Genomic DNA, 13,246 nt, shown 5'->3' on the forward strand with positions numbered 1-13,246 from the left:
GACCACTCGACAGACCCGCACCCGCGCTGCCCGCAGCGCCGAGACCGGTCGACAAGCCGGTCTCCAAGCCCGAACCAGCCGCACCCTCGAACCCGGTGGAAAGTCCGGAGCCGAGTCCCGCACCGGCTTCAGCGGCCGTGCCCAGTCCGGCCGACAAACCCGAAGCGAGTCCGGCACCAGCGTGAGTTCCCGCATCGAGCCCAGCCGAAAGCCCCGAAGCGAGTCCGGCACCAGCGTGAGTTCCCGCATCGAGCCCAGCCGAAAGCCCCGAACCCAGCCCCGCACCTGCCTGCGCACCGCCGTCGATGGCACCGGTCAGCCCGGCTCCAAGGCCGGTACCGGCGTGTGCCCCACCGCCCACGCCGGTGGACAGGGCCCCATCGAGGCCGGTGGACAAGCCCGTCTCCAGGCCGCTCGCCCCGTGGACTCCGGCGTCGAGCGCCCCGCCCAGACCGGTCCCGAGGCCCGCACCGGCCTGCCCGCCGGTGTGCAGGGAGCTGTCCAGTCCGCCGCCGAGCTCCGCTCCGGTGTTCACGGCCGCGCCGAGACCCGTCGCGAGTCCGGTCTCCAGGCCCGCCGTCGCCTGCGTTCCGAGGCTTCCGGCACCACCGATGGCGGAGGAGAAGTTGCTTCCGAGTCCGGCGGCCAGGTTGCCGGAACCCTGCGCGGCGGTGTCGATTCCGCCGGTGAGCCCGGTCGTCGCCTGCCCGGTGGCATCGAGCGCGCCTCCAAGCCCGGTCTCCAGACCCGACCCGATCTGCGCACCCGCGTCGGCCGCCCCGTGCAACCCGGTGGACACCCCGGCGCCGAGACCGGCACCCGCCTGCGCACCGCTGCCGAGAGCCGCGTCCAAACCGGTGGTCACCCCACCGGCTCCGTTCACCGCGCCCTCCAGACCCGCACCCGCGGCGCCCCCGAGATTCGCACCAAGACCGTTCGACGCATCGACAGCACCGTTCAGACCCGCACCAAGACCCGTCGCGGCGCCAGCGGAACCATCCACAGCGCCTCCAAGATTCGCGCCCAAGCCGGTCGTCGCATCAACAGCACCGCCGAGACCCGCACCAAGCCCCGTGGCGGCACCCGCAGCACCCTCCAGACCCGCACCGACACCAGCGGTCAAATCCGTAGCAGCGCCGGCGGAACCACCCACAGCACCGCCGAGACCCGCACCAAGCCCCGTGGCGGCACCCGCAGCACCCTCCAGACCCGCACCGACACCAGCGGTCAAATCCGTAGCAGCGCTGGCGGAACCATCCACAGCACCTCCCAGGCTCCCACCCAAGCCGGTCGTCGCATCGACAGCGCCGCCGAGACCCGCACCGACGCCCGCGGTCAAGTCCGTAGCAGCGCCGGCGGAACCATCCACAGCACCTCCGAGGTTCGCGCCGAAGCCGGTTGTCGCGTCGAGAACGCCCTCGAGACCCGCATCGAGATCCGTGGCGGCACCCGCAGCGCCCTCCAGACCCGCACCGAGCCCCGTCGTGGCATCGACCGCACCCCCAATGCCCGCACTGAGACCAGTCGTCGTATCAACGGCCCCTTCGAGGCCTGTACCCACGCCGGTACCGAGATCCGCCACCCCGCCGATCGCGCACTCGAGGCCTGCGGTCAGATCGGTCGCCGCACCCGCAGCTCCGCCGATGCCCGCCCCCAGACCCGTGCTGACATCAGCCACACCACCCAAGCCCGCGCCGAGGCCGGTCGTCGCATCGACAGCACCGTTCAGCCCAGCGCCCAGGCCTGCACCCGCCTCTGCGCCGGCACCCAGCGCCGCATCCACACCCGTAGCCAAGCCACCCGCCGCATCGACAGCTCCCCCCACACCCGCACCGAGACCGGTCGTCGCATCAACGGCACCCTCCAGGCCCGCGCCGACACCGGCACCGAGCCCCGTGGTCAGATCAGTTGCTGCACCCGCAGCTCCCTCGAGACCTGCGGCGACATCAGCCGCACCACCGACGGCGCCACCCAAGCCCGCGCCGAGACCGGTCGTCGCATCGACAGCTCCCCCGACACCCGCACCGAGCCCCGCGGTTACGTCGGTCGCCGCGCCCGGACCACCCTCCAGGCCCGCGCCCACACCGGTGGTGAGGTCCACCGCACCACCGACCGCGCTGTCCAGACCCGCGCCGAGGGCGGTCGTCGCGTCGACAGCCCCCCCAAGACCGGCACCCAGGCCCGAGGTCACATCGGTCGCCGCGCCCAGACCACCCTCCAGGCCCGCGTTCAATCCCGCGGAGATGTCCGTGGCACCCTGCACAGCGCCTTCCAGACCGGCGCCGACACCCGTCGTGATGTCCGCCGCGCCACCGATGGCGGTTTCCAGGCCCCCGGCGAGCCCGGTCGTCGCGTCGACAGCACCCCCGATACCCGCACCGAGATCAGCTCCCGTCTGCACACTGCCGCCGATACCCCCGGTCACGCCGGTTGCCGCGTCCACCGCGCCTCCCAGGCCCGCGCCGAGCCCGGTCGTCAAACCGGTCGTCGCGTCGATCACACCGCCGAGGCCCGCGCCCGCCTGCGCACCCGTGCCCAAAGCGGCGTCCAGGCCTGTGGTCAGACCGGCTGCGGCGTCCACCGCGCCTTGCAGCCCCGCGCCTAGTCCGGCACCCAGGTCCGCTGCCCCGTTCACCGCGCCTTCCAGCCCGGCGCCCAAGCCCGCTGCCCCGTTCACCGCGCCTTCCAGCCCGGCGCCCAAGCCCACCGCCGCGTCCGCCGCGCCTTCCAGGCCCGCGCCGAGGCCGGCGCCCGCGTCTATGCCGGTGGAGAGGCCGGTCTCCAGTCCGGCGGCGATGTCGCCCAGCCCTTGGGCGTCGGCGTTCAGGTCGAGGCCCGCGCCGATACCGCTGATCACCTGAGCGCCCGCGCCGAGCAGGCCGCCCACGGCGGCGGACAGGTCGGCGCCCGCGTTCACCACGGTCTCGAGGCCCGCCGCCAGCCCCGCGCCCAGACCTGCGCCGAGCTCCAGGCCGGTTTCGATCGCGGTGTTCAGTCCGGCACCCACGTCCACGCCCGTACCGACACCGAGGTCGACGTCGAGCCCGCCACCCGCACCGGCACCGGCACCCAGATCCACGCCGAGATCGGTGCCGAGGTCGACTCCGGCATCCGCCACCGCCGCCGCGCCCACGGTGCTCGCCGCACCGATCGCGGCGGCCGTGCCGGTCTGCGCGCCCGCGGCCACGATGGACTGCAACTGGGAACCGCCGGTGACCAGAGCCGACTCGGCGACCATCGGGGCGCAGAGGGCGATGTCCTCCGGCGTCACCGCGCTCAGGCCTGCGGCGGCCAGCGCCTGGGTCGGGTTGGCGCAGTAGGCGACCGCGGCCTCTTGGTTCCGCAGCAGACCGAGGATGAACTCCAGAATCGCGTTGGGTGTCATGAGAATCTTCTCCTGAGTCCCGGCGGACCTCGCTGATCCGCAGTCGTTGGAATGCAAATCACGCTAGGAGCGCATCGCGTTACGCCGAAACGGGGCGGACCCCTACGACCGGCCGGGGCCGCCGGATAGGGGTGGGAGCGGAATTAGGGGAATTTCCCTAAACGTCCCCCTAACGAAGTAACGGCGGATGGCCAGCAACCGACAGAACGGTTGCGTCGGCAACCACAACGCCCAGCGCACGATCTCGGACATGCAGCAGCGACACCGGAACAGACAGCTTCTCGAACGGGGTTCTCGAATGACACAGCGCCTGGCGCTCGGCATCACTGTCGGAGCGTCGAATTCGGTCGCCGTGGCGGCAACGGAGGATGGCGACGACGGCCTCGGCCGGTCCGGCGGCGGCTACCTACGCTCGCATCCGAGCGTGCTGCGGCTGTCGCCGGACATGGCGCCCATGCTCGGCGCGGGCGCCGGCTCCACCGGCCGCCATTCCAGCGACGTTCTGCTGGAGGGTTTCCTCGCCAGGGTCGGCGACCCGGTCGGCATCCTCGCCGAGGACGGCTCATCTTATTCCGCCCCCGACCTGGTGGCGACCTCGATCGGCTGCCTGGTCGACGAGATCGCCGCCGAGAGCGGCCCGAGCGGCGTTCAGGCGACGGTCGCCTGCCACCCGGCCTGGTGGTCGCGGCACACCGTCGACGTCCAGCGCGACGCCCTCGAGCGGGCCGGACTCGGCGAGGTGACGCTGGTGCCGGAGCCCACCGCCGCGATCCGCTGGCTCGACGCCGCGCACGGCAGGGCCGACGACGGGGCGGTGATCGTCTTCGATCTCGGCGCGACCGGCTCGACCGTCTCGGTGGTCCGTACCGGCGAGCACGCCAGCCTGCTCGGCACACCGTTGCGCAGCACCGACGTCGCCGGCGCGGAATTCGATCTGCTGACCATGCGCTATGTCCTGGCTAATGCGGTGCTCGCCGCGGATTTCGATCCGTTCGATCCAATGGTGGAACGCGGATTATCGGCATTGCGCGAGCACTGCAGGAAAGCGAAAGAAGAGCTTTCCATAAATACCGCGACCGTTGTTCCGGTGCGTGTGGACCCCGCGGATCCGCAGGGCAGCACCGTGCGTCTGGTGCGCGGTGAACTGGAAGACCTGCTGCGCGGACCGCTGCTGAGTGCGATGGACCTGATACGCGACGCCGTGCACCGCGCCGGGCTCGATATCGGCGACGTCGGCCGCGTCCTGCTCACCGGAGGAGGAGGCGCCATACCGTTGGTCGCCGAACTCGTCTCCTCCGAGTTCGGATTGCCGGTCGTGGCGGCCCCGGATCCCGAGCACACCACGGCACGCGGCGCGGCGCTGCTGGCCGCCGACCTGCTCGCCGCCGAGACCGACCAACTCCCCATGGTCGATCCGGTGGTCGAGGACGAGACCGTGCCGCAGCCCCGAGCGCTGCCCTCGGCGGGACTGGCGGCGCTGCCGGAGGAGCCGCCTGCGCGCAGGCGCGCACTGATCAGCAGGCAGCGCATCGCGGTGGTAGCCGGTATCGCGGCCGCCATCGGCCTGCTGGCGACCGGCACGCTCGCGATCGGCACCAGCATCCAGTCCGGCCAGGACAACCCCGCCTCGACCGAGCAGTCCGGCACCGGCGCCGTCCAGGTCGCCGCGACGACGGGCGCGCAGACGGGCACGGAATCCGCATCTTCCGGTGTCGCCGCCACGGACTCGGCGAGCGCCACCGGCCGACCGCGGGCAAGGAACGAAGCGCCGCAGGCCGGTTCGCCTTCGTCCGCAGCTCAGGGCACGACCGCGGCCGTGGTGAAGAGCGAACAGAATCCCGATCAACCTGCCCCCGCGCCCGCCGTGGACTCCCCGGCGCAGCAACCCGCGCCGCAGCCGCAATCCCAACAGCCGTCTCCTGCTCCCGCGCCCGCACCGGCGCCGACCATCCCACCCGCGCCGACCCAGCAACAGCCCCGGCCTACACCGCCGACCGCCCCGAGCCTGCCGACCGGCGGGCTGGGCGACACCCTCGGCACGGTGCTGCGCGCTCCCGGAGAGATCCTGGGAGGCTCCGGTGGCTGATACCGCCTTCGACACCCTCCCCTGCGCCCGCGACATCTTCCGCGATCTGGATTCCGCCGACGACCAACCGGTGATCTACCTGATCCGCGGCCGGTCCCAGACCGGCAAGTCGACGCTCCTCGCGGAGATCCGGGCTCGTCTGCGCGCCCGCGGCGTCCCGTTGCAGGACGACATCGCCGCGCTCCAGCACGCGCATGCGCGCAACGGCGCGCACCCCGTGCACCACACGACGAGCACCGCGGGCGTGACGACCGACATAGCCCGCCCCGCGCTGATCATCGACAATGCCCACACGCTTGGCCGACTCGATCTCGAATACCTCTGCGCCGCAGTGGAATCCGGGCATCGAACGATGGTGATCGCCGCGCAGCCGCGCCCGCACGACCCGCGGCTGCGGATGCTCGCCGACGCCGTCGCCCGGCGTGGTCGCGTGGTCGACCTGCGCCCACTGGGCGTCGCGGACATGGCGCCGTTCGCCCGAGAACTGGGCATGATGGTGCCGCGTCAGGTCGCGCAGCACATTCATGTGCAGACCGCGGGTATCCGCGGCGGCGTGGTGGCCGCGCTGACAGCCGCCTGCTCGGCGCGTCTGGACGCGAGCATCACCGCCGTCGACACGGCCGTCGCCGCGTGGGCGCGCGGGTTGCTGGACAACCTCGCGCCCGACCTGCTGGAGACCCTGGTTGTCGCCACGACGGGCACCGGCCTGGATTCCAGCGAGCTCACCGAGGTGCTCGACGTGGAGCAGGCCGTCGCGCAGGATCTCATCGACCGAGCCAGGGCCAGCGCCCTGGTGACCGACGCCGACCTGCTGTTGGAACCCGCCGTTGCCCCACTGCGCACGCTGCTCGGCGACCGCAGGTTCGTCGCGGTCGAGCGCCGGTTGCTCGGCGCCCGGCTGGAGGCGGGCCTGCTGCGCGACCGCACCGCCTTGCAATTGGCCGAGTCCGGCGTCCGCGATCCGCGGCTCGCCTCTTTCCTCGTCGACGCCGCCGAGCAAGCCGGTCGCGACGCGGTTCGCTATTACGCCGCGGCGGCGGCCGCGGGTGCGGAACTGGATCTGATCGCGCTGCGCTGGGCCGAGGCGGCCGCCAGGACCGGCGACGGTGAGACCGCCATGCGCCTGGCCGAGCCGATGCTGGCGCGGTCGGGCAGCACGGGCGCGGACCTCGCCACGGCGGTGCGGATCTGCGCGGCGGTGCTCACCCGCCGCGGCCTGGTCGGTCGCGCGGCGCAGCTGTACACCTGGCTCGGGGGGCACCGGGTCGGCCCGGACTGGGCCGTCGGCGCCACGGTGTTGTGCCTGGCGGGCGACGTGACAGGCGCGCGGGAGATGTCCTCCTCGGCGACGAAGTGGCCGCCTACCGAAGCGGGCGCGCACGCGCGGCTGATCGCGACCGCGCTCGCGGACACCATCGAACCGGGCAACAACACCGCCGCCGCGGTATCGGCGCTGGTCCAGGCCGCCCATGCGGACGCGGGCGTGGACCGCTTCCTGCCTTGCACGGCGGCCTCCATCGCCACGCTGCTCTCGCTCGGCACCGGCGAGCCCCGCCGCGCCCAGGACGCGTTGCGGCGAGCCACGGCGAGCGGCCTGCGCTGCCATCAACTCGACGTGCTCGCGGCTTGGACGGCGATGCTCGGCGGCGACGAGCGCGCCGCCGCGGCCACCGTGGCCGCGCTCGACCACGATCGGCTCGACGTCCGCGACCGCCTGCTCGCGCACGGCGTCGCGGTCGGTCTCGCCCGGCGCAGCGGCGACCACACCGCGCTGGCCCGTGCGTGGCAGGCGGCGTATCCGTTGTTCGACGACGTGCAGACCGACCTGCTGGCGCTGCTGCCGATCGGCGAACTATGGCTGGCCGCCATCCGGATGCGCGACGAACGACGGATCGCGCCCCTGGTGGACGCCGCGCTGGCGCTGCTGCGTCGCTTGGACGATCCGCCCGCGTGGTCCAACGCCTTCCACTGGTACGGCGTGCAGGCCGCGATCGCCCACGAGAGCCCCGAGGAGCTGCTGCCGCACGCGCGCGCGTTGAAAGCCGCGGCCGAGGCGGGTGACCGGCACGCCGCCGTACTCGCCGACGCGGGCCGTACCTGGGTGCTGGTGCTGCGCGGCCAGGTGGTCAGCGCGCCGGTCCACGCGGCGGTCGCCGCCCTCACCGAAATCGGCATGACCTGGGACGGCGCCCGGCTGGCCAGCGAGGCGGCGCTCGCGGCGCCCGACTCGGCGACGGCCACCGCGCTGCTCAAACTGGCCCGCACGGTTCGCGCCGACGCCCGTCCGCAGGAGCCGCAGGCTCGGCAGGCGACCCCGGCCGCGCACAACGGCGACACCCCGCCGCCCGTGCCGCCGCAGGCCGCGATTCTCAGCGAACGGGAACGCGAAGTGGCCGAGCTGGTTCTGCTCGGGCTCACCTATCGGGAGATCGGTGCGCGCCTGTACATTTCGGCGAAGACGGTCGAGCACCACGTCGCGCGCATCCGACGCCGGGTCGGTGCCCGTTCCCGTTCGGAGTTATTGTCGATGCTCCGCGCCATGGGACACGGTTCGCTTCTGGTGTGACCGGGTGCGGTTCCGTCAGCGGGAACGCCGAAGCGAGGTAGGTGAGGATGGCCACTGGGGTTGGCCTGCGCGTCGCCGACGACGAGTGCACGGCGGTCATCGTCACCGACGGTGACGAGCAGCCGGAGTACATCGTCCGGGAGTCGGTACTGCACATGTCCGAGGACGGAGACGCCGAATTGGGCGGTCCCCCGCCCACGGAGGAGTCCCACTCGATCAGCGGCTTCGTGGCCGCCGTCGGCGACCCGGCGGGTATCCCCGTCGACGACGGTGAGGCGTACCGCGCCGAAGACCTCGTCGCGACCGCCCTGTTCTGCCTGATCAACCTGGCCGCCGAACATCTCAGCGGAGCGGCCGAGTTCTACGCGACGCATCCGGCGGACTGGCCCGCCGAGCAGGTGCGTTCGCTGCGTGACGCGCTGGACTACCTCGGTCTGCGCTCGGTGCTGCTGGTCAGCGAGGGTGAATTGCCCAGCGCCCAAACCGGAGCCGACGGAAGATCGTTCGCCCACGACGCGGCCAGAGGGGCGCTGGCGGCGGTGCTCGCCACTCCGGCAGGGGCCACCCCGCCGGACCCGTCCACCGCGGAGAACTCGACGGTGGACACCATCGTCATCCCGGCCGTGCCCGCCGCCGACGCGCAGCCGCAGGCGTACTCGGCGGCCATGCCGATCGCCGAGCCGATCGCGGCCACCGAAACGAAGCAGGTCGAGCAACAACCACAGCCGGCGGTTCCAGCGCGGCAACCGAAACGCACGCCGCTGGTGATCGCGGGCGCCGCGGCGATCGGCCTGGTGCTCGGCGGCATCGTGGTGGCCATGCTGCTGCGCGACGGCAGCGAGACGCCGGTGCCGCCGCTGCCCGACGCCAAGTCCGAGCCGACGTCGGTGCTCCCGGCCCCGCCGCCGGTCGTGACCACCACGGCGACCACCACCACCGAGACGTCCGAGCCACCGGTGGTGACCGAGACCACGACGCCGGAACCGACCACGCCGACGCCGGAACCGACCACCACGACGCCGCCCACCACCACGCCGACCACCACCCCCACTCGGACTTCGACGACGCGGACCATCACGCCCACGACCAATCCGTTCGGTCAGCAGCTGCCGCAGATCCCGACCATCCCCGGAATGGGAATACCGGGTAGTCGGTGATTAGTAGCGTCCTTCTCGGGTTTGTGGCTTAGAGTGTTGCGCTGACCGGGTTGTCGGATGATTTTCCACACACCGGTCGATTGCTGGACGAAGACTGTGTGCCAACGGATTCTGCCCGTGGCCACGGATTTAGCTGGCACGTGCGTGCCGACGAAGGGACTTCATGCGCAAGTTGGTGGCGCGTCGCGCCGCGGTCAAAGCTGTCGCCATCGCATCGACCGTTCTCCTGACTCCCTTGTTCGGCACGACCACCGCCTCGGCGGTACCCGAAGCACCGGCGCAGCTGGCCGCGGACAATCTCCCTCCGGAACTCGTGCAGGCCATCGCGCGGGATCTGAAGATGACCCCGACGGAATACCTGGACCGCGCCGCGCGCGCCCAGCAGCTGCGTGACTACGCGCGCGGATTCCGTTCGGAGCGGCCGGATTCCTACGCGGGCGCCTGGATCGGCGCCGACGGCAAGCCCGTCATGGCGGTCACCTCGCTGGACGCCGCCAAGATCGCCGCGGCCGACGGATACCAGACCCGGCTGGCCCCCGTGTCGGCGGACAGCCTGGAAGGCTCGCTGGTGCAGCTCAACCAGTGGATCACCGGCCTGCCGCGCGAGATCTCGCAGGCGATCAACTCCGTGGCCATCGACTTCCTGAACAGTCAGCTGGTGCTCAGCGTCGCCAACACGCCCGCGGGTCACATGCTCAACCTGCCGACGCTCCTGGCCAACATCAAGGTCATCCTGTCGCCGAACAGCGGCGGACCGGTCGAGCGCAGGCCGATGGGCGGCGACACCTACATCAGTGCACCCGGTTCGCTCCAGGACTCATCGCTGCGCGCCGTCGACGTGTGCTCGTTCGGGTTCAACAGCGTCGACGCCTCCGGCAACGCGCTGAACATCAGTGCGGGCCACTGTGATCCGAACCTGGGCAAGGGCAACCAGGAGGCGGGCGTCTACCTGCCGAACGTCCGGGACATTCCGGCCAGCCCCGAACTGGGCACCTTCGTGCGCGCCTCGCTGGGCGGACAGTCCGCGCTGGACTACTCGGTGATCAAGCTGAACGAGCGCGCGGTGCGGGCGGGCATGGACCAGCCCTCGGTGCGCGGCGCCAACGGCACGACGCTGGCGATCACCGGCACCGCCGACCCGATCACCGGCGCCCCGGTCTGCAAGTCCGGTCAGTCGTCCACGTTCACCTGCGGCTTCGTCGTCGCCGACCGGGTGGAGACCCAGCTCTACACCGCCGAGGGAGAGAGCAAGACCGTGCGCGGCTTCGCCAGCTCGGCCTGCACGCTCGGCGGCGACAGCGGCGGCGCGATCGTGTCCGGCACGCTGGCGCTCGGCATCACCAGTGGCTCCAACGCCGCGGACGCGCCGAACTGCAACGAGGCCAACGTCGCGCTCGCGCAGTACGGCGGCACCGCGTCCCTCGGCATCCCGATCCGGGCGATCCTGGCCGACATCGACGCCTCCTCCGGCGGCGGAATCGGCAGCGGAATCAGCGTGCGCACCCGGCCGAACGCGAGCTGAGCGCGCACCCGCGTGGTGTGGCGATCGGCATACTCCCGGTCGGAGGGCTATGAGCGAGTCGGGAACCACAAGATGAGTAGGCATCCCGCGTCAAACCCCATATAGTCTGCTCATGCTCCTGCCACGTATAGGACCTCCCCGATCGACTGCGCGACAGACCGTAATCCGAAAGACAGTGATCGCCGCCTCGGCGGCGATACTGCTGTTCGGGCCCACGGCGGCAGTAGCGACGGCTCAACCCGACCATGCTCCCGGTCTGCCCGCCGAGCTGGTCGCCGCGGTGACCCGCGATTTGAAGATCTCGCCCGACGAGTACCTGCACCGCGCGGAGCTGGCGCAGCAGGTCGCCGCGTTCGCCACCACCGCCCAGCGGCAGTACCCGGCCGTGTTCGGCGGCTCCTGGCTGGATGACGCGGGCAAGGCGGTCGTGGCGCTGGCGCAGGGCCCCGGCGCCGACGAGGCGAAGAAGGCCGCGGAGTCGGCCGGTTTCGAGGTCCGTAACGTCGCCAAGAGCGAAGCGGCCCTGCGTGGCGAGAAGAGCGCGTTCGAGCGCTGGCTGGAGGGCCAGCCGGAGTCGGTGCGGTCGCTGGTGCGCGGCGCGGTGGTGGACACCGTGAACAACGCGATCGCGGTCCGCGTGGACCAGGTGGGTCTGCCGATGCCGAACTTCATCGACCCGGCGCGCGTCATCGTGATGGCCCCGCCGGTGGCGGGCGAGCAGGGCACTCTCCAGGCCGGTGACATCGCGGGCGACGCGCGCGGCGCGCTCGCGGGCGGCGACGGCTACGCCTCGGTCGCCGGACGCAGCTCGCTGCGCTGCTCGCTCGGCTTCAACGGCACCGACCGCAACGGCAACACGGTGAACATCACCGCGGGCCACTGCAATCCGGACATCCCGTCCGCGGGCAGCGGCAACGCCGCGGGCGTCTACGAGATGAACGGCGACCGCCTCGGCGCGCAGCTCGGCGTCTTCCAGAAGTCGGTGCTCGGCGAGCAGGACTACTCGATCATCCGGATCAACGACCAGGCCAAGGACCGCTTCGCCAACAACGGCGTTCGTGCGCCCGGCGCGGCTCCGATTCCGGTCGACGGCGTGGCGACCCCGGTGGTCGGCGCTCCGGTGTGCAAGTCCGGTGCGCGCACCGGCTTCAGCTGCGGCGTGGTCAACGCCGTCGACCAGACCGTGCAGGTCGGCGACCGGGAGCTCACCCAGAGCTTCTCGGCCAACATCTGCGCGCTGCCCGGCGACAGCGGCGGCCCGATCGTGACCGGCCGGTTGGCGCTCGGCATCTCCAGCGCGTCGTCGGTGGCCGACTACCCGATCTGCGAGATCCCGAACCTGATCGGCGCGCTCACCGGTAACGTGCCGCAGCTGTTCGCGCAGCCGGTGCACGTGGTGCTCTCCGACAACCCGGGACTGCGCGTACGCACCAACTGACCGCGGGAACGCGCGAAAGGCCGGCAGCGTCGAGCTGTCGGCCTTTCGCCGTCTCCGGGGCTTTCCACTGCCCTTACGCGGCCCGCAGGGGGAAACGCCGCATGGCATGCGGTAGCGGTCCGGCATCCTGGACCGCATGTGTTTGGTGTTGATCGGCTGGCGCGCGCACCCGGAATACCGGTTGATCGTGGCCGCCAACCGGGACGAGTTCTATACCCGGCCGACCGAGTCCATGCGTTGGTGGCCGGAAGCGCCCGGTCTGCTCGCCGGACGCGACACCGGGGCGATCGGCCGGGCGGAGGGCGAACCGCCCGGCACCTGGCTCGGCCTGAGCACCCATCCGCACGCCGACAATCGCTTCGCGGCCGTCACGAACGTGCGAAATCCCGCCGATCAACGTCTCGATGCCCGTTCCCGTGGCGCGCTGCTGATGGATTTTCTGCGCGGCGCGTCCGACCGCGGTCCGGCGGGCGAGTTCCCCGGGCCGGAGAAGTACGTGCTCGACGTCGCCGCGGGACCCGACGACTACAACGGCTACAACTTGGTGGTCTCCGACCTGCGCACGCTGTGGTGGCACTCCAATCGCAGCGCCGCGGAACCGCGCGAACTCGCCGCGGGCTTCCACGGGCTCTCCAACGGCACATTCGTCACGTCGGCTGGTCCGAGCCTGGCGGAAACCGATCTGATCGCTCCACAGCCCATCTGGCCCAAGATCCGGGCGGGTGTGCGCGGACTGCGCGAGGTCGTGCGCACCGAGCCCGGTGCGGTGGACCGCTACTTCGAAGTGCTGGCCGACCGCACCGAAGCCGCCGACGACGAACTTCCGCGCACCGGCGTCCCGTATGAGATGGAGCGGGCGCTGTCGGCCAGGTTCGTCGCGCACACCGTGCACGGGACAAGGGCGAGCACGGTGCTGGTCGTCCGCGAGGACGGGACGTTCGAAATGGTGGAGCGCTCGTTCGGCACGCTGGGCGAGGAACTGGGCGAGAACGTCGTCCGCGGCCTGCTGGATCTGACCGGGTAAACGACCGGCGGCCCGCCCCCCGAAGGAGAGCGGGCCGCCGAGAATCTGACGAGCGGGTGAGACCGAGG

7 protein-coding genes are annotated in these 13,246 nt (G+C 71.7%); 6 read left to right on the top strand and 1 reads right to left on the bottom strand.

Features of this window, described 5'->3' with window-relative positions; translation table 11 throughout:
• Window positions 1-3,385 (bottom strand): IniB N-terminal domain-containing protein (locus AB0L97_RS01940; protein ID WP_364424700.1); only part of this gene is annotated, 3,385 nt, incomplete at its 3' end.
• Window positions 3,386-3,683: 298 nt separating this feature from the next.
• Between AB0L97_RS01940 and AB0L97_RS01945 the strand changes: the two genes are divergently transcribed.
• The 6 genes from AB0L97_RS01945 (at window position 3,684) to AB0L97_RS01970 (ending at window position 13,178) form a co-directional block, all read left to right on the top strand.
• Window positions 3,684-5,471 carry an Hsp70 family protein gene (locus AB0L97_RS01945; RefSeq protein WP_364424702.1) on the top strand — a complete coding sequence of 596 codons (1,788 nt, stop codon included), beginning with the start codon at window positions 3,684-3,686 and terminating at the stop codon, window positions 5,469-5,471.
• Window positions 5,464-8,037, top strand: coding sequence for a LuxR C-terminal-related transcriptional regulator (locus AB0L97_RS01950; protein WP_364424704.1), 2,574 nt, complete (start codon window positions 5,464-5,466; stop codon window positions 8,035-8,037). Before AB0L97_RS01945 ends, AB0L97_RS01950 begins: the two co-directional genes overlap by 8 nt.
• A 47-nt stretch (window positions 8,038-8,084) precedes the next feature.
• The gene (locus tag AB0L97_RS01955; protein WP_364424706.1) at window positions 8,085-9,194 is read left to right on the top strand and encodes a hypothetical protein; all 1,110 of its coding nucleotides are present in this window, start codon (window positions 8,085-8,087) and stop codon (window positions 9,192-9,194) included.
• A gap of 163 nt (window positions 9,195-9,357) precedes the next feature.
• Entirely contained in the window at window positions 9,358-10,716 is a 1,359-nt protein-coding gene (locus AB0L97_RS01960; RefSeq protein WP_355071471.1) for a S1 family peptidase, read from the top strand.
• 175 nt (window positions 10,717-10,891) lie between these two features.
• Window positions 10,892-12,154: a S1 family peptidase gene (locus tag AB0L97_RS01965; protein WP_355071469.1), complete on the top strand. Its 1,263-nt coding sequence runs from the start codon at window positions 10,892-10,894 to the stop codon at window positions 12,152-12,154.
• A gap of 136 nt (window positions 12,155-12,290) precedes the next feature.
• A complete protein-coding gene (locus AB0L97_RS01970; protein ID WP_364424709.1) occupies window positions 12,291-13,178 on the top strand; it encodes an NRDE family protein in 888 nt (295 codons plus the stop codon).
• Window positions 13,179-13,246: the final 68 nt, after the last annotated feature.

This window comes from Nocardia sp. NPDC051911 (genome assembly GCF_040681035.1).
GTDB classification, from domain to species: domain Bacteria; phylum Actinomycetota; class Actinomycetes; order Mycobacteriales; family Mycobacteriaceae; genus Nocardia; species Nocardia sichangensis.

What these genes read in the sequence shown, in the direction of transcription:
- AB0L97_RS01945 (WP_364424702.1), top strand. Translation starts at nt 3,684, where the DNA reads ATGACACAGCGCCTGGCGCTCGGCATCACTGTCGGAGCGTCGAATTCG.
- AB0L97_RS01955 (WP_364424706.1), top strand. Translation starts at nt 8,085, where the DNA reads ATGGCCACTGGGGTTGGCCTGCGCGTCGCCGACGACGAGTGCACGGCG.
- AB0L97_RS01960 (WP_355071471.1), top strand. Translation starts at nt 9,358, where the DNA reads ATGCGCAAGTTGGTGGCGCGTCGCGCCGCGGTCAAAGCTGTCGCCATC.
- AB0L97_RS01970 (WP_364424709.1), top strand. Translation starts at nt 12,291, where the DNA reads ATGTGTTTGGTGTTGATCGGCTGGCGCGCGCACCCGGAATACCGGTTG.